Annotated in this window: 21 protein-coding genes; 13 read left to right on the top strand and 8 right to left on the bottom strand. The window is 52.1% G+C overall.

Going from position 1 to position 20,160, the window contains the following annotated elements:
- Nucleotides 1-185 precede the first annotated feature (185 nt).
- From AMM03_RS08890 to AMM03_RS08945, 12 genes are read left to right on the top strand one after another with little or no spacing between them, the layout of a single operon-like run.
- A complete protein-coding gene (locus AMM03_RS08890) occupies nucleotides 186-1,055 on the top strand; it encodes a branched-chain amino acid ABC transporter permease (RefSeq protein WP_255349621.1) in 870 nt (289 codons plus the stop codon).
- Complete coding sequence (locus tag AMM03_RS08895; protein ID WP_090130499.1) at nucleotides 1,052-2,047, top strand: branched-chain amino acid ABC transporter permease; 996 nt, start codon at nucleotides 1,052-1,054, stop codon at nucleotides 2,045-2,047. Before AMM03_RS08890 ends, AMM03_RS08895 begins: the two co-directional genes overlap by 4 nt.
- Nucleotides 2,047-2,799, top strand: coding sequence for an ABC transporter ATP-binding protein (locus AMM03_RS08900; protein ID WP_090130502.1), 753 nt, complete (start codon nucleotides 2,047-2,049; stop codon nucleotides 2,797-2,799). Before AMM03_RS08895 ends, AMM03_RS08900 begins: the two co-directional genes overlap by 1 nt.
- Nucleotides 2,792-3,493 carry an ABC transporter ATP-binding protein gene (locus AMM03_RS08905; protein WP_090130504.1) on the top strand — a complete coding sequence of 234 codons (702 nt, stop codon included), beginning with the start codon at nucleotides 2,792-2,794 and terminating at the stop codon, nucleotides 3,491-3,493. Before AMM03_RS08900 ends, AMM03_RS08905 begins: the two co-directional genes overlap by 8 nt.
- Before the next feature lie 3 nt (nucleotides 3,494-3,496).
- A complete protein-coding gene (locus tag AMM03_RS08910) occupies nucleotides 3,497-4,255 on the top strand; it encodes an SDR family NAD(P)-dependent oxidoreductase (RefSeq protein WP_228764620.1) in 759 nt (252 codons plus the stop codon).
- 25 nt (nucleotides 4,256-4,280) lie between these two features.
- Complete coding sequence (locus tag AMM03_RS08915) at nucleotides 4,281-4,577, top strand: DUF4387 family protein (RefSeq protein WP_228764621.1); 297 nt, start codon at nucleotides 4,281-4,283, stop codon at nucleotides 4,575-4,577.
- A 4-nt stretch (nucleotides 4,578-4,581) separates the two neighbouring features.
- A complete protein-coding gene (locus AMM03_RS08920; RefSeq protein WP_090130510.1) occupies nucleotides 4,582-6,018 on the top strand; it encodes an acyclic terpene utilization AtuA family protein in 1,437 nt (478 codons plus the stop codon).
- Entirely contained in the window at nucleotides 6,015-6,806 is a 792-nt protein-coding gene (locus tag AMM03_RS08925) for a GntR family transcriptional regulator (RefSeq protein ID WP_090130512.1), read from the top strand. Before AMM03_RS08920 ends, AMM03_RS08925 begins: the two co-directional genes overlap by 4 nt.
- A gap of 34 nt (nucleotides 6,807-6,840) precedes the next feature.
- The gene (locus AMM03_RS08930; protein ID WP_090130513.1) at nucleotides 6,841-8,124 is read left to right on the top strand and encodes a 3-isopropylmalate dehydratase large subunit; all 1,284 of its coding nucleotides are present in this window, start codon (nucleotides 6,841-6,843) and stop codon (nucleotides 8,122-8,124) included.
- Nucleotides 8,121-8,621 (top strand): LeuD/DmdB family oxidoreductase small subunit, encoded by a 501-nt coding sequence (locus AMM03_RS08935; RefSeq protein WP_090130515.1) that lies wholly within the window; start codon nucleotides 8,121-8,123, stop codon nucleotides 8,619-8,621. The genes AMM03_RS08930 and AMM03_RS08935 overlap by 4 nt, the downstream gene beginning before the upstream one ends.
- Nucleotides 8,618-10,018: an FAD-dependent oxidoreductase gene (locus AMM03_RS08940; protein ID WP_090130517.1), complete on the top strand. Its 1,401-nt coding sequence runs from the start codon at nucleotides 8,618-8,620 to the stop codon at nucleotides 10,016-10,018. The genes AMM03_RS08935 and AMM03_RS08940 overlap by 4 nt, the downstream gene beginning before the upstream one ends.
- A 54-nt stretch (nucleotides 10,019-10,072) precedes the next feature.
- Complete coding sequence (locus AMM03_RS08945; RefSeq protein ID WP_090130519.1) at nucleotides 10,073-10,939, top strand: isocitrate lyase/PEP mutase family protein; 867 nt, start codon at nucleotides 10,073-10,075, stop codon at nucleotides 10,937-10,939.
- Nucleotides 10,940-10,949: 10 nt separating this feature from the next.
- Here the strand turns inward: AMM03_RS08945 and AMM03_RS08950 are convergent, their stop codons facing one another.
- The 5 genes from AMM03_RS08950 to AMM03_RS08970 form a co-directional block, all read right to left on the bottom strand.
- A complete protein-coding gene (locus AMM03_RS08950) occupies nucleotides 10,950-12,431 on the bottom strand; it encodes an ABC transporter substrate-binding protein (RefSeq protein ID WP_090130839.1) in 1,482 nt (493 codons plus the stop codon).
- 167 nt (nucleotides 12,432-12,598) lie between these two features.
- Nucleotides 12,599-13,396, bottom strand: a complete 798-nt coding sequence (locus AMM03_RS08955; RefSeq protein ID WP_090130521.1) for an ATP-binding cassette domain-containing protein — start codon at nucleotides 13,394-13,396, stop codon at nucleotides 12,599-12,601.
- Nucleotides 13,393-14,382, bottom strand: a complete 990-nt coding sequence (locus AMM03_RS08960; protein WP_090130522.1) for an ABC transporter ATP-binding protein — start codon at nucleotides 14,380-14,382, stop codon at nucleotides 13,393-13,395. Before AMM03_RS08960 ends, AMM03_RS08955 begins: the two co-directional genes overlap by 4 nt.
- A gap of 7 nt (nucleotides 14,383-14,389) precedes the next feature.
- Nucleotides 14,390-15,223, bottom strand: a complete 834-nt coding sequence (locus tag AMM03_RS08965) for an ABC transporter permease (RefSeq protein ID WP_228764622.1) — start codon at nucleotides 15,221-15,223, stop codon at nucleotides 14,390-14,392.
- 20 nt (nucleotides 15,224-15,243) lie between these two features.
- Nucleotides 15,244-16,209: an ABC transporter permease gene (locus tag AMM03_RS08970; RefSeq protein ID WP_090130528.1), complete on the bottom strand. Its 966-nt coding sequence runs from the start codon at nucleotides 16,207-16,209 to the stop codon at nucleotides 15,244-15,246.
- Between the two features lie 83 nt (nucleotides 16,210-16,292).
- On the opposite strand from AMM03_RS08970, the gene AMM03_RS08975 reads away from it, so the two are divergent.
- Complete coding sequence (locus tag AMM03_RS08975) at nucleotides 16,293-17,372, top strand: P1 family peptidase (protein ID WP_090130530.1); 1,080 nt, start codon at nucleotides 16,293-16,295, stop codon at nucleotides 17,370-17,372.
- Nucleotides 17,373-17,378: 6 nt separating this feature from the next.
- Here the strand turns inward: AMM03_RS08975 and AMM03_RS08980 are convergent, their stop codons facing one another.
- From AMM03_RS08980 to chrA, 3 genes are all read right to left on the bottom strand, one after another.
- Nucleotides 17,379-18,539, bottom strand: a complete 1,161-nt coding sequence (locus AMM03_RS08980) for a saccharopine dehydrogenase family protein (RefSeq protein ID WP_090130533.1) — start codon at nucleotides 18,537-18,539, stop codon at nucleotides 17,379-17,381.
- An 8-nt stretch (nucleotides 18,540-18,547) separates the two neighbouring features.
- A complete protein-coding gene (locus AMM03_RS14165) occupies nucleotides 18,548-18,721 on the bottom strand; it encodes a hypothetical protein (protein ID WP_194942831.1) in 174 nt (57 codons plus the stop codon).
- A 71-nt stretch (nucleotides 18,722-18,792) separates the two neighbouring features.
- Nucleotides 18,793-20,145 carry a chromate efflux transporter gene (gene chrA / locus AMM03_RS08985; RefSeq protein ID WP_090130535.1) on the bottom strand — a complete coding sequence of 451 codons (1,353 nt, stop codon included), beginning with the start codon at nucleotides 20,143-20,145 and terminating at the stop codon, nucleotides 18,793-18,795.
- Between the last annotated feature and the right edge of the window lie 15 nt (nucleotides 20,146-20,160).

The raw sequence follows: 20,160 nt of genomic DNA on the forward strand, positions 1-20,160 counted from the left end.
TTCGGCCAAGCAAACGCTCAGCATTGTTGAAGCGCTTGCTTGCCGAATTGAACTGATTCCGAATTTCTTAGATTTCTATCGGAGACTTCAACTTGACTGCAACAGGCAGTCAGGTTGGATAGCTCCTGTGAATTCATCTTGCAGTATCTCTGCAATTTTATTGACCTCATGACAAGGAACTCGTTTTGGACCTGACCATCATCGGAGCGGCTGTCATCAATGGCATCCTCATGGGGGGTATTTACACCCTCGTCGCCTCTGGGCTCACATTGATTTATGGTGTGCTGCACATCATTAATTTTGCGCATGGCAGCATGTTGATGTTGGCCATGTTTGGTGTTTTCTATTTGGTGACCAAGATGGGCGTTGATCCCTATCTTTCCTTGTTGATCACAATGCCCACCATGTTTGTCATGGGCTACATCCTTTACAAATATTTCATCGGCAAATTGTCTTACGGTAAAGACGAAAACATTTTGTTGATCACCCTGGGTTTGTCGATCGTCATTGAAAACCTGGCGCTGATGCTTTTCACAGGCGACTCGCGCACCATTTCTCTTTCTTACAGCGACAAAATGTTTGAGGTGGGGCCTTTGTTGATTGGCCTTCCCAAGATCATTTCATTTGTAGCTTCAATGGTGATGTGCGCATTGCTGGGCATCTTCATCACTCAAACAGACACAGGCCGGGCCATTCGTGCAGTGGCCAAAGAGCGCATGGGTGCGCGTTTGGTGGGTATTGATGTCGACAAAGTTTTTGCCATCTCCTTTGGTTTGGGCATGGCCACCTTGGGCGCTGCAGCTTCCTTGCTCATGCCCATTTTTTATGTCTCACCCACCACGGGTCACGTCTTTGTGATGGTGGCTTTCACGGTAGTGGTGTTGGGCGGCATGGGCAGCTTTTTGGGCGCAGTGGTGGGCGGCTTGATTGTCGGTTTGACTGAGTCGTTTGGCGGTTTGTATTTGGGCGAAAGCCTGGGTCAAATTGGCATCTCTCTCATCTTCATTCTGATCTTGTTGTTCAGACCCTCAGGACTCTTTGGAGACAAGCGATGATTTTCAATCGTTTACCTTGGACCCTTCACTTGTTGTTGTTGGTCGTTGCCATCATTTTTCCGTTTACGTCCGATTCTGCCTTTGTCATTAACTTTGGGGTGTTGGCGCTGTTCTATGCTTTCATTGGACAGTCCTGGAACATTGCTGGGGGCTTTGCCGGTCAGTTGTCGTTTGGGCATGTGGCATTTTTTGGTGTAGGTGCCTATGCCTCAACCATTGTTCAAATGCGCTTTGGATTTAATCCTTGGTGGGGTCTGCCAGTCTCTGCATTGGCGGGTGCCGCGGCGGGTTGGCTCATCAGTGTGTTGTCCTTCAGAGCGGGGCTCAAAGGTTCTTATTTCGCTTTGATCACTTTGGCCTTTGCAGAAGTCTTTCGCATCATTTCCAACTCCATTGAAATTACCGGTGGTGGTTTGGGCATGCTGATCCCCATGAAGCAAACTGCCGCTAATTTCCAGTTTGGTGATCGACGCGTTTTTTACTTCATCATCTTGGCACTCACTGTGATTTCAGTGGCCATTGCACTTTGGTTGAAGGCGTCCCGATTTGGCGCGCGTTTGGCGGCCATTCGTGAAAATGAAGATTCCGCACGCGCTCTGGGCATCAATATATTTGCTGAAAAAATCAAGATCATGGCCATCTCTGGTGCCATTGCTGGTGTAGGCGGATGTTTTTTTTCGCAGTACTTCTTGTACATCGATCCCACCATTGTGTTTGGTGTCGACAAGTCGGTTGAGATGCTATTGGTCAGCATGATTGGTGGCGCAGGCACTGTGTATGGCCCGCTCATTGGCGCGGTACTGCTTGCATTGGTCAGTGAAGTGACACGGTCCATGTTCAGTCTCCAAGGCCTTTCCTTGGTGCTGTACGGCACGCTGTTGGTCATCATCATTGCTTTCTTGCCCAACGGCTTGGTCGAATTGTTCAAGAAAAAAGAACGTAAAGAAGCAGGCCGTTTAAAGTCTGCTGCCAACAAAAAGGGAGAAGCCTGATGCTGAAAGTTAAAGGTTTAACCAAAATATTTGGTGGCTTGCGTGCTGTCGACAATGCTTCCTTAGAAGTTGCTGCGGGTCAAATTGTTTCTCTCATTGGTCCCAATGGTGCGGGCAAGACAACCTTGTTTGCGTCCATTGCTGGCTTTCACAAAATCAACGAAGGCCAGGTTGAATTGCTTGGTAAAAACATTGTTGGTTTGGAAGTGCATGAAATTGCCCGTCTTGGCATGGTTCGGACATTTCAAATTACGCAGCCTTTTGCCAAGCTTTCGGTGCTTGAAAACATTGCGGTGGGTGCTTACCAACAGTTTGCCGTCAGAGACCAAGCCCATGCCCATGCGCGTTTGATTGCAGAAAAAGTAGGCATGGCGGGCATGCTCGATCAGCCTGCCTCTGAATTGACTGTGGCGGGCAGAAAGCGATTGGAGTTGGCGCGCGCTTTGGCCACGGGTCCCAAGTTGCTTTTGCTAGACGAAGTCATGGCCGGATTGAACCCGCAAGAGATCATTGAGATCATTGCGCTCATTCGCAGCATTCGTGATTCAGGCGTCACCATCTTGCTCATTGAGCACGTTATGCATGCCGTGATGAGTTTGTCGGAATACATCTACGTGTTGTCTTACGGCAAGATCATTGCCGAAGGCAAACCAGAAGAGGTTGTTAACAACCGTGAAGTGATTGAAGCTTACCTCGGACGGGGTGCTGCCGATCAAATGACGGGTCAAGCACAAGGAGTTGAACATGCTTGAAATTCGCAATCTCCATGCGGGCTACGGCCAAATTGAAATTTTGCGCGGCATCAATCTGGATGTGGGGGCAAGCGAAATTGTGGCGGTGCTGGGCAGCAATGGCGTGGGCAAGTCCACCCTTAACAACAACATTTCTGCGCTTTACAAACCCTTCAGTGGTTCCATTCGTTTTCAGGGGGAAGACCTGACCGGTATGAACTCCACCGAGGTGGTTCAACGCGGCTTGATTCATGTGCCCGAAGGCCGGCGTATTTTTCCTAACCTCAATGTCAAAGACAACCTCTTGCTGGGTAGCCAGGTCAGAGGCAAAGAGCGCAGATCTCAAAACTTAGAGCGGGTGGTTGAAATTTTCCCGCGCCTCAAAGAACGCTTCGCCCAAATGGCGGGAACCTTGTCTGGTGGTGAGCAGCAAATGCTGGCCATTGGTCGCGGTCTGATGTCTGAGCCCGCATTGCTCATCATGGACGAACCCTCCTTAGGTCTTTCGCCTTTGTTGGTCGAGCAAATGTTTGAGTTGATTGCCAACATCAACAAACAAGGTATGCCTATCTTATTGATGGAGCAAAACGCGGTTCAAACTTTGGCCATCGCACACCGGGCTTACATCATTGAAAACGGTGAAGTGGCCATGCAAGGCAAGGCCTCTGACATGGCGCGCGACCCTGAACTCCGCAAAAACTATTTGGGACTTTGAACCTTGTCTAAGCGTGCCATGGAACTCGCGGGGCGTCATGCCTTGGTGACGGGGGCAGGCTCGGGCATTGGTCTGGCCACTGCCTGTGCACTTTCTAGCCATGGCGCCAAAGTGGCCGCTGTGGTGCAGTCGCAAGAGCAAGTGTCTGCTGTTCAGCAGGCGCTGCCCGAAGCTGTGGTTTTTGTTCAAGACTTGTTGGACGATGTCGCTTGTGCCGCTTTGCCAGAAAAAGCTGCGCAAGCGCTTGGTGGATTAGATGCCTTGGCATGCTGCGCGGGTATTTTCTTCAAAAAACTATCGGACGAAATTACCTTGGACGAGTGGCGTCAAACTTTGGCCCTCAACTTAGATGCCACCTTTGTTTTAACCCGGGCTGCCATCGCGCAAATGCGCAAAGCACGTTGTGGTGACGCCAGTGTGGTGGTCATTAGCAGCCAAATTGGTTTGGTGGGACATGCGCGGGGCGCTGCTTATGCAGCGTCCAAAGCAGGTTTGAACGGCATGGTCAAATCTTTGGCCTTGGAGTGGGCCTCGGAAGGTGTTCGCATCAATGCCGTGGGGCCTGGCCCTGTTGCCACGCCCATGGTGGCACCCACCATGGCTGATCCCGCTTCATTGGCGGCCATGCAAGCCACAATTCCCATGGGCCGTCTTGGCCAGCCTCAGGAAATTGGCGAGGTGGTGAGTTTTCTGTTGTCACAAAGAGCGTCTTTCATCACGGGCCAAATTCTTTGTGCGGATGGCGGCTTTACGGCCAGATAAACAGATGCCCGAGATCAAGCTTCCCTTGGCTGAATTAGCCAACGTCATTCGCAGTAAAAATGCAGGCCCCTTGTGTGTGACCTTGGATTTATTCTTTCCAAATTTTGAGTGCTTTCAACGGGCGGCACAAAGCGATGCACTTCAAGTCAGTTCAATCGCCTCGCTGTATGGTTTGCTTAGCCCACAAGTCAAAAGATTCGACTTGCCGGAAATCTTTGCCATCAAGCTGTCCATGCAGAGGTCTGTGTGTGCAGGTCACCCCGGTGATGGCGATTTGTATGGTGCCCAGCAACATGCGCCCCTCTTGTCATTGAGGGTCTAAGAGCATGTCGAGGCCCGAAAAACCAACTGCTGTTTCCCGCTTGCTGGCAAGTCATGTGCCGGGCGTAGAGCGTCTGCGTGTGTTGTCGGCTTCGGGTCAGTTGGGTTTTGGCATTGTTCAAGACTCTTTTGAGCGGGGTCTTCAAAGGCAACCGCATTTCATTGGGTGCGACATGGGATCGATCGATCCTGGCCCTTTTTATTTGGGTTCAGGTCAAATGGCCGCGCCCAAAGACATGATTCGTCGCGACTTAGAAATGGTGCTGCTGGGTGCCAGGCAGTTGAATGTGCCTTTGATCATTGGAAGCGCAGGCACGGCGGGTGCCAAACCCCAACTTGAAGCCACCTTGGCTTTGCTGCAAGAAGTGGCAAAAGCACACGGGCTGTCTTTTTCAGTGGCCACAGTTGCCAGCGATGTGCCTCGAAAAATTTTGGTGCAAGCAGCCCAAGAGGGCCGTATCAAAAGCTTAGACACAGAAGGTGTTTCGTTACCACTGCCGGTACCCATTGAAACCGAAATAGAGGCGGCCACCAACATCGTGGCGCAGTGCGGGACGCATACCTTCATGCAAGCCTTGGCGCAGAAACCCGATGTACTGATTGCTGGCCGTTCTTGCGACACCGCTATTTTTGCAGCCTTGCCTCAAATGTTGGGCTATGACCCCGCACTGTCGTTGCACATGGCCAAAATCATTGAGTGCACATCACTGTGTTGTAACCCGGGAGGCCGTGATGCCATCTTGGCAGAGTTGGGTCTCAATGAATTTATTTTGGAAAGCATGAATCCAAACGCCCATGCAACGCCCTCTTCTGTTGCGGCCCATGCACTGTATGAGCAGTCAGACCCTTGGGTGGTTGAGGAGCCTGAAGGCACATTGCATTTGAAGTATGCCAAATACATAGCCATTGACGGCCACCGTACGCAAGTTTCTGGTGCGCAATTTGTGAAGCGCCTATCACCCACTTTGAAAGTGGAGGGTGCACTTCACACAGGCGCCAGAGCAGTTTTGTTGGCGGGTGTGGCAGACCCTCGCATGATTGAGATGATGCCTGAGGCATTACAAGTGGTCTGCGAGCGTGTCCGAAAACTGGTGCTAGGCAAGTGGTCGATGGTGCCTCATCTGTACGGTCAAGGCGCTGTGCGAGCCTTGCCCAAGGCTCAACTAAGTCAGCACGAAATTGGTGTGGTCCTTGAATTTCTGGCTCCAACTGGCAGCTTGGCTAAAACAGCAGCTTCAGTGTTCAAACAAAACTTGCTGCACTATGGTTTTCCAGGTCGATTGACGACTGGCGGCAATTTGGCTTTTGCTTTCACACCCAGTGAAATTGAAGCCAACGATTGTTATCAATTCATGCTGTACCATTTGCTTGAAGGTGTAAGCCCCCAAGAAGTGTTTGACATTCAAATGCACGCTTGGAATTTTGAAGAGGTCGTGGCGTGACACCTCGGCTGCCATTAACCAAGTACCACCAAATTTATTTGGTGTTGCGTGAGCAATTGCTTGAAGGCCGGTTTGCCAAAGCCATGCCGGCAGAGATGGAATTGGCCAAGCAGTTTGGTGTCGGTCGCGTCACCATTCGACATGCCATGGAAAAATTAGTCGCCGAAGAATTGATTGTGCGTGTGGCCGGTCGAGGTACCTTTCCCAAACCAATCAATCATGTCGGTTTGGGTATGAGTACGCCAGCACTGACTCAGCCTACGCGCTTGGCAGGACTGATGGAAAACATTGTGAGTGCAAGTCGCTCAACGACAGTGAAAGTGCTAGATTGGCGCACCATTGCGGCCCCAGAAGACGTTGCCTTTGCACTTCAAATCGAAGTTGGCTCATCGGTTAAAAAAGCCATTCGATTGCGAAGTTCACGGGAAGGCCCGCTGTCCTACATCATCACGTATGTGCCACAAAGCTTGGCGGCAGACATTGTTCGCAAAGACCTGGCTGCCAAACCTCTTTTGCAGTTGCTCAGTGAGGCTGGCGTAGAACTTGGACGGGCGCAGCAAACCATCTCGGCGCGTCAAGCAGATGCGCGCGTTGCTGATGCATTGGATGTGGCCATTGGCTCGGCCTTGTTGTCGGTGCGTCGTTTGGTGTTTGATGCCAATGATCAACCTGTGCAATGGCTGGAAGGCCTGTATCGCCCCGACCGTTATGAATATCAATTGGAAGTGTCTCGCATTGGCGATGTGGATGCCCGCGTCTCAATGAGAGAAGAAAAGGTGAAGGCTTGAAACGGGGTTATCCCCATTCAATGAATTGTCAAATATGAGCACCCAAACATACCACCAACCCCCGCAAACGCTTGCGCAAAAATTGATTGCCAAAGCAGCTGGCAAAAACCATGTTGCGGTGGGTGAAATTGTCAATTGCCAAGTCGATCTGGCCATGTTCCATGATTCATCGGGCCCCCGGCGACTCAAACCCATGTTGGAAGAATTGGGTGCCCAAATTTGGGACAAATCTCGTGTGGTCTTGGTCATGGACCACTATGTGCCGGAGCAAGACGACGATTCTCGCCGCATTGTGCGCATTGCACGCGAGTGGGCTGTTGAGCAACAGTTGCCTCATGTCTACGACAGCCTGGGTATCTGTCATGTGGTCTTGCCGCAAAAAGGCCATCTGAAGCCGGGTATGTTTTGTGTCGGTGGCGACTCGCATTCACCCACAGGGGGCGCCTTGGGCACCTACATGTTTGGTGTGGGCAGTACCGAAATGTTGGGTGTTGTGGTGACAGGGCAGCTCTGGGTTCGCGTCCCTCAAACATTGATGATGCGTTGGAATAACCGACTCAAACCCGGTGTGACTGCCAAGGACATGATGCTTCACATGATTGGCCAATTTGGCATGAATGGCGGCCAGTATCAAGCGGTTGAATTTTGTGGTGAAGCCGTGAAGGCGCTCTCTATGCAAGAGCGCATGACCATGTCCAACATGAGCGCAGAGATGGGCTCGCAAGTGGGCTTGATTGCACCCGACGAGGTGACCCGCGATTGGCTGGCGACCACCGGTGCCAAAGATGTACAAATTGAAGGCTGGCACACCGATAATGCTGCCGATAAGTTGGTTCATGAATTTGATGCGGCCACCTTGGTGCCCCAAGTGGCCGCACCTCACAGCCCAGCCAATACCAAGGCTGTCTCAGAATTTAAAAATACACCCATTCAAGTGGCCTACATCGGTGCTTGTACAGGCGCTAAGTTGGAGGACTTGCGTGCTGCGGCACAAGTGCTTAAAGGTCAGCAACTGCCTGCTGGTGTTCGTTTGATGGTGGCACCGGCCAGTTTGCAAGATCAAGCCCAAGCAGAAAGCGAAGGCGTGATGCATGCACTGCGTCAATCGGGTGCAGAAGTGTTGCCCACATCGTGCGGTGCTTGCTCTGGTTATGGTGGCAGCATTCCAGATGGTGCCAACGTGATTGCCACCACGGCGCGAAACTTCAAAGGCCGTATGGGTTCGGCCACTGCGCAGGTTTATTTGGCGTCGCCTTACACGGTGGCAGCTTCTGCTTTGCGCGGCAGTATTTCTGATCCAAGGGAGGTCTTGGCATGAGTGCGTTGCACAAAGTTTGGCGCGTGGGCGCCGATGTGGACACCGATCAACTGGCCCCTGGTGCCTATATGAAATTGGGTATTCACGACATCGCCAAACATTGTTTGGAAGGTGTGAGGCCTGAATTTGCGGGGGGAGTGAAGGCCGGTGATGTTGTGGCTGCTGGCCCCAATTTTGGCATTGGCTCTTCCAGAGAGCAGGCTGCCGACGCCTTGGTCAAGTTGGGCGTGAAAGCGGTCATTGCACCTTCTTACAGTGGTTTGTATTTTCGAAATGCTTTCAACTTAGGGCTTCTGCTCCTTACATGCAAAGAAGCAGAATTGCTAGAAGAGGCTGAGCAAGTATCACTCGACTTGAAGCAGTGGGCGGTGGTGCGTGGCAATGGTCAACGGCTTGCATGCGACCCCATTCCAGATTTCTTAGTGTCCATGGTGGAAGCCGGTGGTCTCTTGCCCCAACTCAAACTGCGCCTGGAACAACAAAAAGCGTCATCATGAAAAATCAAAAAGCTCCCCAAATTGTTCGCGCCGAGACCATGCCGGATGGCACGCCCGAAGTACCTGTGTGCATCGTTGGCGGAGGCTCTTGTGGTTTAACTGCTGCTATTGCACTTCGCAAGGCGGGCATTGATGTATTGGTTCTAGAGCGCGATGAATCTGGCACAGGCTCCTCTGCGCTGTCTTCCGGCTTTATTCCCGCTGCAGAAACACGCTTGCAAAAATCATTGGGCATTGAAGACTCTCATCAATTGCTCATTGACGATGTGATGAACAAAGCTCACGGTCAAGCGCCTTTGCACTTGGTCAAGGCTTATGTGCTGTCTGCCACAGAGGCCATCGACGAGCTAGAAAAAATGGGCTTGCCGTTTGAAATTGTCGATGGCTTTTTGTACCCAGGTCATACCGTCAGGCGCATGCACACCATGCCTGAAAAAACGGGTTCAACTTTGATGACACGTTTGGCGCAGGTGGCCAACGATTTGGGCGCAGATATTTTGGGTCAATCATTGGTCTGTGAGCTTTGGGTCAATGCGCAAGATCATGTGGTGGGTGTTGGCTACCAAAGGCCCGATGGTGCTGTGGAGTATTTGTCATGCGACTATTTATTGCTGGCCTGCAACGGCTTTGGCGGCAACAGCGAGATGGTCAAAGAACTACTGCCTGAGATGGCCAATGCTGTTTTTGCAGGCCACCAAGGCAACGATGGCACGGCTATTCAGTGGGGCCGTCAGTTGGGTTTGCAAATGGGAGACTTGGATGCCTACCAAGGACATGGTTCGTGGGTCACACCGCAGGGTGCGCTCATGACTTGGGCTTTCATCATGGAAGGGGGTGTTCAAGTCAACGCCCTAGGCAAACGCTTTAACGACGAAACGGGTGGTTATTCAGAAGCTGCTGTGCATGTGCTAAGCCAGCCCGGCAGCATCGCTTGGAACATTTTTGATGCCCCCTTGCTTGAGTTGCTCAGAAGCTTTCCAGATTTTCGCGATGCAGAAGCTGCTGGTGCTTTGCGAACTGCGATCACTGTTGAGGATTTGGCTGCCATTGTGGGTTGTGATCCGGCTACATTGAAAGCAACTTTGGATGAAGTTCGCGCGGGCCACACAGACAGCATGGGCAGAAGCTTTACGCGTTCATTGCAAGGGCCCTATCACGCCATCAAGGTGACCGGTGCGCTGTTCCACACGCAGGGTGGCTTAGAAGTGGATGCCCAATGTCGTGTTGTTAAAACCAACGGCCAAACTCTAAGCAATTTGTATGCGGCCGGCGGTGCAGCACGCGGTGTGTCGGGCCGCGGTGCCGACGGGTACTTGGCAGGCAATGGTTTGTTAAGCGCTGTGGGCGGTGGCTGGTTGGCTGCCCAAGACATAGCGAAAAAATTGCACGCAGCTTGAGGCTTATTGGCAATTCACATCTTTAATTGATACTCAATTCATAGGAATATTGATATGTTACTGGCCCAACGCTTGCAACAACCCAGCGCTCTGTTAGCCCCTGGAATTTACGACGCGCTGACCGCCCTCATTGCAGAGCAAGCAGGTTTTGAAGCACTTTATTTATCGGGTGCCTCCATTGCCTACACCCGCCTAGGTAGGTCTGACATTGGCTTAACCACTGCCAGTGAAGTTGCGAACACATTGGCCAACATCACCGACCGTGTGCGAGTGCCCGTCATTGTCGATGCCGATACTGGGTTTGGCAATGCACTTAATATGCAGCGCACGGTGCGCGATTTTGAACGGGCAGGTGCAGCCATGATTCAAATTGAAGACCAAACTTTCCCTAAGCGCTGCGGTCATTTAGATGGCAAAGGGGTCGTCCCTGTGAAAGAAATGCAGGGCAAAATCCATGCAGCTTTGGACGCTAGACGAAGCAGCAACACACTCATCTTGGCCCGCACCGATGCCTTGGCTGTGGAAGGTTTGGATGCCGCCTTGGACCGTGCAGAAAAGTATTTAGAGTGCGGTGTCGATGCGCTGTTTGTGGAAGCCTTGCGAACACCCGAACAAATGAAGGTGGCGTGCGATCGGTTTGCTCATCGCATTCCCTTGCTGGCCAACATGGTGGAAGGCGGTAAGACGCCTATCTTGAGCGCCGAAGAGTTGGGCAAAGTGGGCTTCAAAATTGTGATTTTCCCAGGCGGCACAGCGCGAGCTGTTTCGCACACTTTGCGGGCCTACTATGGCAGTTTAAAAACACATCAAACCACCGCACCATGGCGCGATCAGATGTTGGACTTCGATCAACTCAATGAACTGATTGAAACACCTGAGCTGTTGGCACTTGGTAAAAAGTACGACGGTACTTCAAATTAGTTTCAACGGACTAATTCCAACTAACGGCAGCCATGTCATTGGCAAACACAGGCGAGCTAGACCACAAGCCCTTCAAGCCCTTTTTGTACACCGCCGTGTTGGTCGGGTTGAACAAAAACACATTGACCGCGTCGCTGGCAATCATGCGCTGCATGTCGCCAAACAATTTGGTGCGATCTTTGGCGCCTGTGGTTGCTGAATATTTGGTGGCCAAATCACGGAAGGCTTTGCTGTCGTAGCCCCAGTAGTACTGGGGGTTGGCGTAGTTCATAAAGTCGAGTGGCTCGACGTGGTTAATCACAGTCAGGTCAAAGTTGCCTTTGAAGGTACCGCCTAACCACTGTGCCCATTCGACGTTTTCAATTTTGGCCACAATGCCAACCTTGGCCAATTGGGCTGCCAGAATTTCGCCGCCTTTGCGAGCGTAGGGTGGTGGTGGCAAAGTGAGTGTGACGTTCAAGGGCGTTTGCACACCAGCTTCTTTTAAGAGCGCTTTGGCTTTTTCAATGTCAAAAGGATACTGACCTGTGAGGTCGACATAGCCTGCATCGGTGGGCGCCATGTGGCTGCCAATGGGTTTGGCCAAGCCTTCAAACACGCCATCAATGAAGGCTTTTTTGTCGATGGCATGCGACAGCGCACGGCGGACACGAACATCGTCAAAGGGCTTCTTTTTGTTGTTGATGGTCATGATGCCTTTGCCGGCCGTATTGCCCATCTCCACCATGAAGCGTTTGTCGGCTTGAAATTGTTTCAGGCTTTGGGGCGATTGGAAACGCGGCATGCCGTCAATGTCGCCGGCCAACAATGCGGCTACTTGAGCCGATGCATCGTTGATGAAGCGGAAAATGACGCGCTTGAGTTTGACGTTGGCGGCATCGCGGTAAGCATCCCATTTGCTAAGGGTGATGGCGGAGCCTTTGGCCCAGTTTTCTAATTTGTAAGGGCCGGTGCCCACGGGCTTGGTGGCCGCGGTTTCAGCAGTGCTTGGGTGCAAGATGACGGCGGTGTTCTCGCCCATGCGAAATAAAAAATTGCCATCGGGGTTGTTCAAAACCAAAACCACAGTGTGTGCATCGGGTGTGGAAATGTGCGCAATATTGTTGAACACAGCGCCTTTGGCTTTGTTGGTGCTTTTATCTGCCTTGGCTCTGTCAAAGCTGAACTTGACAGCGGCCGAATCAAAGCTGGCGCCGTCTTGAAACTTCACGCCTTTGCGCAGCTTGAAGGTGTAGGCCTTGCCATCTGCATCCATGACCCAGCTTTCAGCCAACAAAGGCGTGATGCTGCCATCGACATTAATTTTGGTCAGGCCTTCTAAGATGTTGTAGTGAACCACCTCGCCAATGGCTGCGGCGGGGGCAGTCGTGGGGTCGAGACTGGTGGGCTCCAAAATCATGCCCAACACGACGCTGTCTTTGCGAGTTTGTGCTTGAGCGGGTGAACTGAAAACATACACACTGGCTGCAACACAGACAGTCAAACCGATCATTGACAAAATTTGACGTTTAGAAGCGATTGTTGGCGCTTTGCTGGCAACTGCAGTTGAAGATAAAAATTTCATGCGTCGGTCCTTGATCGTTCAGTGATCGCTAGCAATTTAAAAATGTAAAAACTGATGCCCGCTTAAAACGTATTGGTTGCATGACCAGAGTGATCTCAATAGCCTGAATAACCTGGTACGGCAGCCAACAAAGTTTGCGTGCAAAGGTGCTTTGGATTTAAAAAAACCTCTTCAGTGGGGCCGCGCTCTACCGCGCAACCTTCCTGCAGCACCATCACTTCGTCACACATCAAGTTTACAACGGCCAAGTCGTGACTGACCAACAAATAACTCAGACCATGTTTGTCTTGCAAATCCATCATTAAATTAATAACTTGTGCTTGCACAGACACGTCTAGGGCGCTTAGGGGTTCGTCAGCCACTATCAAAGCGGGCCGAGTAATGAGTGCTCTGGCAATGGCAATTCGTTGTCTTTGGCCCCCAGAGAATTCGTGAGGGTATTTAAGCAAATCGGAAGAACGAAGGCCCACCTCTAAAAGGGCCGCCGCTGCAAGTTCGGTCATTTCAGATTTTGTTTTGTTCTGTAGCGGCTCGATGACAATTTGCAACACCGTTTGTCTTGGGTCTAGAGCACTGTAGGGGTCTTGAAAGACCATTTGAAAATTGGGTCTAATCTCTCTCAGTGCTTGGGGGCTGATGGCGTTTAAATCTTGACCCTTAAAAATCACTTGTCCTTGTGTGGGTTTTTCTAGGGCCATTACCAAGCGGGCCAGGGTTGATTTGCCGGAGCCAGATTCACCAACAATGCCCAAGCTTCTTCCTGGGGCCAATTCAAAATGAATGTTTTGAAGGGCTTGCAAACTTCTCTGGGTTTCAAACCAAGAGGTGCGCGGCAAAGTGAAGGTGTGACTCAAGTCCTTCACTTCAAGCAAATGGTTGGTTGTCTGAATCATGGCTGCATTTCAAACTGTTGCCACAACGGACATCTCACCCAATGGTCAGTCGCATTGACTTGTAAGAGCGGTGGAGGCACTTCGCGACACGCATCAATGGCATGCGTGCATCGATCTGCAAAGGCACAGGCAGTTGGCCAATTTGAAAGCTCGGGCACCTGGCCAGGAATGGTGGTTAAACGTGTACCGCGTTTTAAGCCAAGCTGTGGCCTGGCTGCAAACAAGCCTTGTGTGTAGGGATGTTTTCGATGTTGAAACAGGGCTTCAGTGGGTGCGGTTTCAACCACAGCTCCGCCGTACATCACCATCACGCGGTCGACCTGATCTTGCATCAAACCCAAATCGTGACTGATCAGCAGCAAGCCCATGCCATCTTCAGAAACCAATTGTGAAATGAGTGCCAAGACCTCTTTTTGCACTGTGACGTCCAATGCCGTGGTGGGCTCATCGGCAATCAAGATGTCAGGCCCACATGCCAGTGCCATGGCAATCATGACGCGCTGACGTTGGCCACCAGACAATTGGTGCGGATAGGCCAACAAACGCTCTTTGGCACGCGACAGCTGCACACGTTCTAGCAACTCTAGGGCACGCATTTTGGCCGCGCTAACTTGCATGCCTTGATGCAGCAACAAAGGCTCTGCAATTTGTTGCCAAATGGGTTGCAAGGGGTTGAGGGCCGTCATGGGCTCCTGAAAAATCATGCCCATGCGCGCACCTCGGATTTTGCACATGTCGACATCTGACATGCCCCTCAATTCGGTGCCATTGAGTTTGATCGAACCTTCAAGCTTTGAGCGCAAGGGCAAAAGACCCATGATGGCCAAGGCCGTTAAAGATTTGCCGCAGCCACTCTCGCCTATGAGGCCTATTTTTTCGCCGCGCTGCATGTCAAAGTTCAAGCCTCGAAGTGCGGCCACTTGCCCTTGCTCAGTTTCTAAGGAAACTTGCAAGTTCTGAATGGACAGGAGGGGCGTGTGGTTCATAGCCTACTTATCTCAACCTGGCCAAGCGCGGGTCCATCAAATCGCGCAGGCCATCGCCTAGCAAGTTGAACCCGAGCACCGCAATGGCAATGGCCATGCCGGGGTACACAGCCAGCCATGGTGCTTGAAACATTTGCGATTGCGCTTCGTTCAACATCCGTCCCCAACTGGGTTGAGGCGGTTGTGTGCCCAAGCCGAGATACGACAAGGCCGCCTCCGCCAAAATGGCAATGGCAAATTGAACAGAGGCTTGCACAATCAAGACGCTGGCCATGTTGGGCAGCACATGCATCCATGTGATGCGCCACTCAGATTTGCCGGCAGCCTTGGCAGCCAAGGCGTAATCGCGTGTCCAGATGGCGTTGGCCGCGCCGCGCGTAATGCGTGCAAACACTGGAATGTTAAAAATACCAATGGCTGTGATGCTGATGACCAAGCCAGGCCCGTAGATGGCAGTCAACAAAATGGCCGACAGCAGCGCAGGAAATGCAAACGTGAAATCGGAAGCGCGCATGATGACTTCTTCGGTCGATCCCCGCTTGGCAGAAGCCAGCAAGCCCAGCGGTACGCCAACACCTAAGCCAATACCCACTGCAATCACACCCACCAACAATGTGTTTTGACTGCCCACCCACAGCAAAGAGGCAATGTCTCTTCCCAGGCTGTCAGTCCCCAGCCAATGCTGTGCGCTGGGTGAGGCCAATTTATTGGGAATATCTATTTCAGCCACGTTGTACGGCGACCAAAATACGGACAGCACTGCGCAAAAAATCAGTACCAACAAAATACAGAAACCCGTGACAAAGCTCGGATGTTTCAGCGCGCGTGTCCATGCGCTCATGACAAGAGTGTTGCTGCGCATCACGTGTTGACTCCGTCTTGAAGTCTGGGATCGATCCATGCATACAAGATGTCAATCAAGAAATTGATGGCAATGACCATGGCCGCCAACAACATGACCACATCGCGCACCACCACCAAGTCACGGTTGGCAATGGCCTGAAAAATAAGGCGTCCAATGCCTGGCAGGACAAACACGTTTTCAATCACAATGGCACTGGTAATGAGGTTGCCAAATTGCAAACCCATGATGGTGACCACAGGAATCATGGCATTGCGAAGCACATGGCGCCACAGCACTTGCTGCTTGGTTAGACCCTTGGCACGTGCCGTGCGCACATAGTCTTCACCCATCGATTCAATGACAGCCGAACGCGTGACGCGCGTGAGAATGGCCGTTTGCACTGCTGCCAATGCCACAGCGGGCAAGATCAAGGCGCTGAGTGCTGGTAGCAAGCCGCCGCCAGCCTCTTCCGTCCATCCTGGAAACCCGCCTGCACTGACCCACTGCAGCTGCACTGCAAACAACAAGATCAACAGAATGGCCAACCAAAAGTTAGGAATGGCCAGACCCAATTGGCTCAATGTCATGACACCCATATCGGCAGACGTATTGTGTTTGGAGGCGGCATACAAACCCAAACTCACAGCAACGCCCACTGTGATCAGCATGGCCAATACAGCCAAGGGCAGGGTCACCTGAAGCCGCTCTGTGATGAGCTCAAGCGTGGGGGTGCTGTAGGAAATACTCAGACCCGATTGGCCTTGGAGCAAACCGCCTGCCCATTCAACATACCGAGTGAGGGCGGGTTGGTGAAGCCCTAGTTTTTCTTCCATGGCCGCCAAGGACTCGGGGGTGGCGGTTTCGCCCAAAATTACCTGTGCAGCATTGCCCGGCAGCCATTCCAAAATACCAAAAACCACCACCGACGTGACCGCCAAAGTGATGAAAAAACTCAGCAAACGTTGAAGCACAAATGAAGACAAGCGTTATCCTTGCAACTTCAAATGGGAATGCAGGGTTGGCCCAACTGTTTTGAACCATTGGCGCATCGATAAAAGGTTTTCAAATGACATCGCAGAACATTGTAAACATCCGCCTTAGCGAACGTGCCAATCCGCATTACGGAAGCATTGCCGACATTGCGGGATTGCACCTCGGCCATTTCACTTCAACCCAAAGGCTCACAGGCTGTTCCGTTGTTTTAGCGCCCCAAGGGGCCGTGGGCGGCGTGGATGTTCGGGGCGCTGCGCCCGGTACCCGCGAAACCGACTTGCTGGATCCCACCAATTTGGTCGACAAAGTCCATGCCGTGCTGTTATCGGGCGGCAGTGCTTTTGGCTTGGACGCCGCCAGCGGCGTCATGCGTTGGCTAGACGAGCGCAACATGGGGTTTCAAACGGGTCATGGCTGTGTGCCCATCGTGCCCGCTGCCGTGTTGTTCGATTTGCCCATGGTGCGTGAAGGCGACAATCCCAAAATTAGGCCCGATGCTGCTGCGGGTTATGCCGCTTGCGACGATGCGCTCTACCAAAAACCCTTGTCTGCCAGTGCCATGCGCTCCATGGTGCCTCCTATGTCGGGCAATGTGGGGGCTGGTGCCGGCGCAGTGGTGGGTAAGTTGTTTGGCCTTCATCGAGCCATGAAGGGCGGTATTGGCCATGCGTTGGTTCGTGTTGGCCCCTGGCAAGTGGGGGCCATGGTGGCCTGCAATGCCGTGGGCGATGTCATCGATCCGCTGACAGGTCAAACTTTGGCGGGCGCGCGCACTTCAGATGGCACGAGGTTGCTCAATACCCAACAAGCTTTGTTGGCCGGTCAAACAGCGGCTGCGCCTTTGTCTGGCACCAACACCACCATTGGCGTGGTGGCCACCAACGCCACTTTGAACAAAGCGCAGGCCAAGCGCTTGGCCATGAGTGCGCACGACGGTTTTGCTAGAAGTATCAGGCCAGCTCACACCACACTGGATGGCGACACTTTGTTTGCCATGGCCACGTGTGCAGAGACAGCGCCTGCCGACATGTTGCTATTGACCGTGATGGCGGCCGAAGCGACAGCGCAAGCCACTGTGAATGCCATTTTGTTTGCCAACGGCGTTCACAGTTTGAAAGGCTATTTGCCGGCTGCTTTGGAACTCAATCCTTGATTGAATTTATTCCACGCTAAACGTCAGGCCCGCATGCGACTGCAAACGGGCAATGAGCGCATGGCCCATGGCCGAAGCCGGGGTCCAGAAGCCGCCCTTGGTGTTGGGCGCATCTTTGAGCAAGCAGATGGCCGCTTCGGCAATCATTTTGGAAGTGCTACCGTAACCTGGATCGCGGTCGCCTTTGACGCCAACCTTCACAGACTGACCTTGCTCGTTGCTCGCAATGAACAGCACGTCGTAGCTACCCGCTTCGCGCTCAGCCTTGGAAGGGCCTTCACCGGGTTTGAGTTTGTCCTCGCTCATGCTCTTGTCTTGGGCAATGGCGTTGGCAATGGCTTCGCCTTTTTCACCAGGTCCGGTCACGATCATTTCGTCGTACACAAAGTCTGAGCCCCAAACATGGTTCAACAAAAAGTTGGAGCGGTGCACATTGCGGGTGTTGATGGTGGCCATGATGAAAGGCGCAACCCACACGCCCATTACGTCGTCCAACATGGGCTTGTGGCCTGTAGGCTGTTTAGGGCCTTCAAAACCGGGGGTGAGCGAGAAGGGGTTTTTGAGCAAATCAATGACGCCAGGCTGCGTGGCGGCTGCAGCCATGGTGGCCTTGAAGCTGGCTGCCGTGCCACCAGAGAAAGTGCCCTTCATTTTGCGCACACGACCGCGGACGCGAGGTGCAGGCTTGCCGAAGCGTTTGGTCATTTCGTCTTGCGCCATGAACACGCCAAGGTCAAAGGGGCTGGAGTCGAAGCCACATGAGAAGACTAAGCGGGCGCCACTTTTTTCGGCGGCTGCTTGGTGTTGGTCAATCATGTGGCGCATCCATGCGGGTTCGCCGCACAAGTCGACATAGTCCACACCGGATTCGGCGCAGGCTTTGACCAATTCGTTGCCGTACAGCTGGTATGGGCCCACGGCAGAAATGACCAAGCGAGTGCGAGACATGAGCGATTTCAATGACGCTTCGTCGCTGCTTTCAATCACCACCAGAGGTGTGGTGGCTGGCGCCCCAATTTCGTCGCGCACGGCTTGCAGCTTGTCGAGGCTGCGGCCGCCCATGGCCCATGTGAGGCCGGTGTCGGCGCGGGTTAACAAATACTCTGCAATGAGGCGGCCCGTAAAGCCAGTGGCGCCGTGCACCACGATGTCAAATTCTTTGGTCATGCTTAAAATTATTTTGATTCAATTAAAACTTCGCGAGTTAAGCTAATTTCTCGTTCTAGTTTGATATCTTGATTTTGAAAAAGTGGTGAATTTTTTATGAACTCATTCAGATTCTGCGTTTTTGCAAGACCTACTGTTTCCTGAATGCTCATTTGAATAGTTTTAGGTTGCAAAGTGTCCATTGAATTTCCTCTGCATTTTTTTGCAATCTTAAATTAAGCATCAAATATTATTTTTTGTACATCGAAATTTTTCAAGGCCAATATTGAACGCCAATACCAATTAAGCCACATGATCCAATCACCTGCATCACATTGCGCTTATATTTAAATAAGGCAATGGCAGCGCCTAACGCAATGAGGGCAGATGGCACATCCATCGCATCACCAAAGCCCTTTGGCCAAAGTGTGTGATAACCAAAGAACAAGGCCAAATTCAAAATGACCCCCACCACTGCAGCCGTGATGGCAGTCAGTGAGGCCGTGAATTTCAAATCGTTGTGAGTGCTCTCAACAAATGGCCCACCTGCCAAGATGAAAATAAAGGAAGGCAGAAACGTGAACCAAGTGACCACTGTGGCTGCCAATGCGCCTGCTAAAAACAAACTGTCTGGCCCCAATACAGCTTTGACATAGCCGCCTACAAAGCCAACATAGGCCACCACCATGATGAGTGGTCCAGGGGTGGTTTCGCCCAAGGCCAAGCCATCGATCATTTGCGTGGCAGTGACCCAGCCAAACTGTTCTACCGCGCCTTGGTATACGTAAGGTAGCACGGCATACGCGCCACCAAATGTGAGAAGTGCTGCTTTGGTAAAAAACCAACTCATTTGCGTGAGGGTGTGATCCCAGCCGTATTGCACAGACAGTAAAGTCATAGGGACACACCACAAAACGGCACCTGTCAATAACACCTTCAGCAAACGCTTCCAAGTGAACACAGCATGGGAGGGTGTGGGCGTGTCATCGTCAAGCAACGCTGGACCCAGAGCTGTTTGGGAACTGGCATGTCCACCACCCGTAGCGAATGAAGCCGGTGACATGCGCCCTCCCACAAAGCCAATGACTGCTGCTGCCAAGACGATGAAAGGGAAGGGTACGTTCAGTGCAAAGATGGTCACAAAGCTGGCAGCTGCAATGGCTATCAAAAAGTTATTCTTCAATGCCCGCGAGCCAATGCGGTGTGCAGCTTGCACCACGATGGCCGTGACGGCTGGCTTGATGCCATAAAACAAACCCGCCACCCATGAGACATGCTCGTACGCAATATAGAGCCAAGACAAACCGATCAGCATGAACAGCGAGGGCAATACAAACAAGACGCCCGCTGCAATACCGCCACGCGTTTTGTGCATCAACCAACCAATGTAAGTGGCCAGTTGTTGCGCTTCAGGCCCAGGCAAGACCATACAGTAATTGAGCGCATGCAAAAAGCGTTTTTCTGACAACCAGCGCCTGCGCACCACCAGCTCTTCGTGCATGATCGCAATTTGGCCAGCAGGCCCACCAAAGCTGATGAAGCCCAGTTTGATCCAGAACTTCAAAGCCTGCCAAAAGCTAACAGCGGCAGGTGCTTCAGTGGGTAAGTTTGGATGCGCTGAGTTCATCCAAAGAGTTTAGCG

It is taken from the genome of Limnohabitans sp. Rim11, assembly GCF_001269365.1.
Lineage (GTDB): Bacteria > Pseudomonadota > Gammaproteobacteria > Burkholderiales > Burkholderiaceae_C > Limnohabitans_A.

What these genes read in the sequence shown, in the direction of transcription:
- AMM03_RS08895 (WP_090130499.1), top strand. Translation starts at nt 1,052, where the DNA reads ATGATTTTCAATCGTTTACCTTGGACCCTTCACTTGTTGTTGTTGGTC.
- AMM03_RS08900 (WP_090130502.1), top strand. Translation starts at nt 2,047, where the DNA reads ATGCTGAAAGTTAAAGGTTTAACCAAAATATTTGGTGGCTTGCGTGCT.
- AMM03_RS08905 (WP_090130504.1), top strand. Translation starts at nt 2,792, where the DNA reads ATGCTTGAAATTCGCAATCTCCATGCGGGCTACGGCCAAATTGAAATT.
- AMM03_RS08920 (WP_090130510.1), top strand. Translation starts at nt 4,582, where the DNA reads ATGTCGAGGCCCGAAAAACCAACTGCTGTTTCCCGCTTGCTGGCAAGT.
- AMM03_RS08930 (WP_090130513.1), top strand. Translation starts at nt 6,841, where the DNA reads ATGAGCACCCAAACATACCACCAACCCCCGCAAACGCTTGCGCAAAAA.
- AMM03_RS08935 (WP_090130515.1), top strand. Translation starts at nt 8,121, where the DNA reads ATGAGTGCGTTGCACAAAGTTTGGCGCGTGGGCGCCGATGTGGACACC.
- AMM03_RS08940 (WP_090130517.1), top strand. Translation starts at nt 8,618, where the DNA reads ATGAAAAATCAAAAAGCTCCCCAAATTGTTCGCGCCGAGACCATGCCG.
- AMM03_RS08945 (WP_090130519.1), top strand. Translation starts at nt 10,073, where the DNA reads ATGTTACTGGCCCAACGCTTGCAACAACCCAGCGCTCTGTTAGCCCCT.
- AMM03_RS08950 (WP_090130839.1), bottom strand. Translation starts at nt 12,431, where the DNA reads ATGATCGGTTTGACTGTCTGTGTTGCAGCCAGTGTGTATGTTTTCAGT.
- AMM03_RS08955 (WP_090130521.1), bottom strand. Translation starts at nt 13,396, where the DNA reads ATGATTCAGACAACCAACCATTTGCTTGAAGTGAAGGACTTGAGTCAC.
- AMM03_RS08960 (WP_090130522.1), bottom strand. Translation starts at nt 14,382, where the DNA reads ATGAACCACACGCCCCTCCTGTCCATTCAGAACTTGCAAGTTTCCTTA.
- AMM03_RS08965 (WP_228764622.1), bottom strand. Translation starts at nt 15,223, where the DNA reads ATGAGCGCATGGACACGCGCGCTGAAACATCCGAGCTTTGTCACGGGT.
- AMM03_RS08975 (WP_090130530.1), top strand. Translation starts at nt 16,293, where the DNA reads ATGACATCGCAGAACATTGTAAACATCCGCCTTAGCGAACGTGCCAAT.
- AMM03_RS08980 (WP_090130533.1), bottom strand. Translation starts at nt 18,539, where the DNA reads ATGACCAAAGAATTTGACATCGTGGTGCACGGCGCCACTGGCTTTACG.
- AMM03_RS14165 (WP_194942831.1), bottom strand. Translation starts at nt 18,721, where the DNA reads ATGGACACTTTGCAACCTAAAACTATTCAAATGAGCATTCAGGAAACA.
- chrA (WP_090130535.1), bottom strand. Translation starts at nt 20,145, where the DNA reads ATGAACTCAGCGCATCCAAACTTACCCACTGAAGCACCTGCCGCTGTT.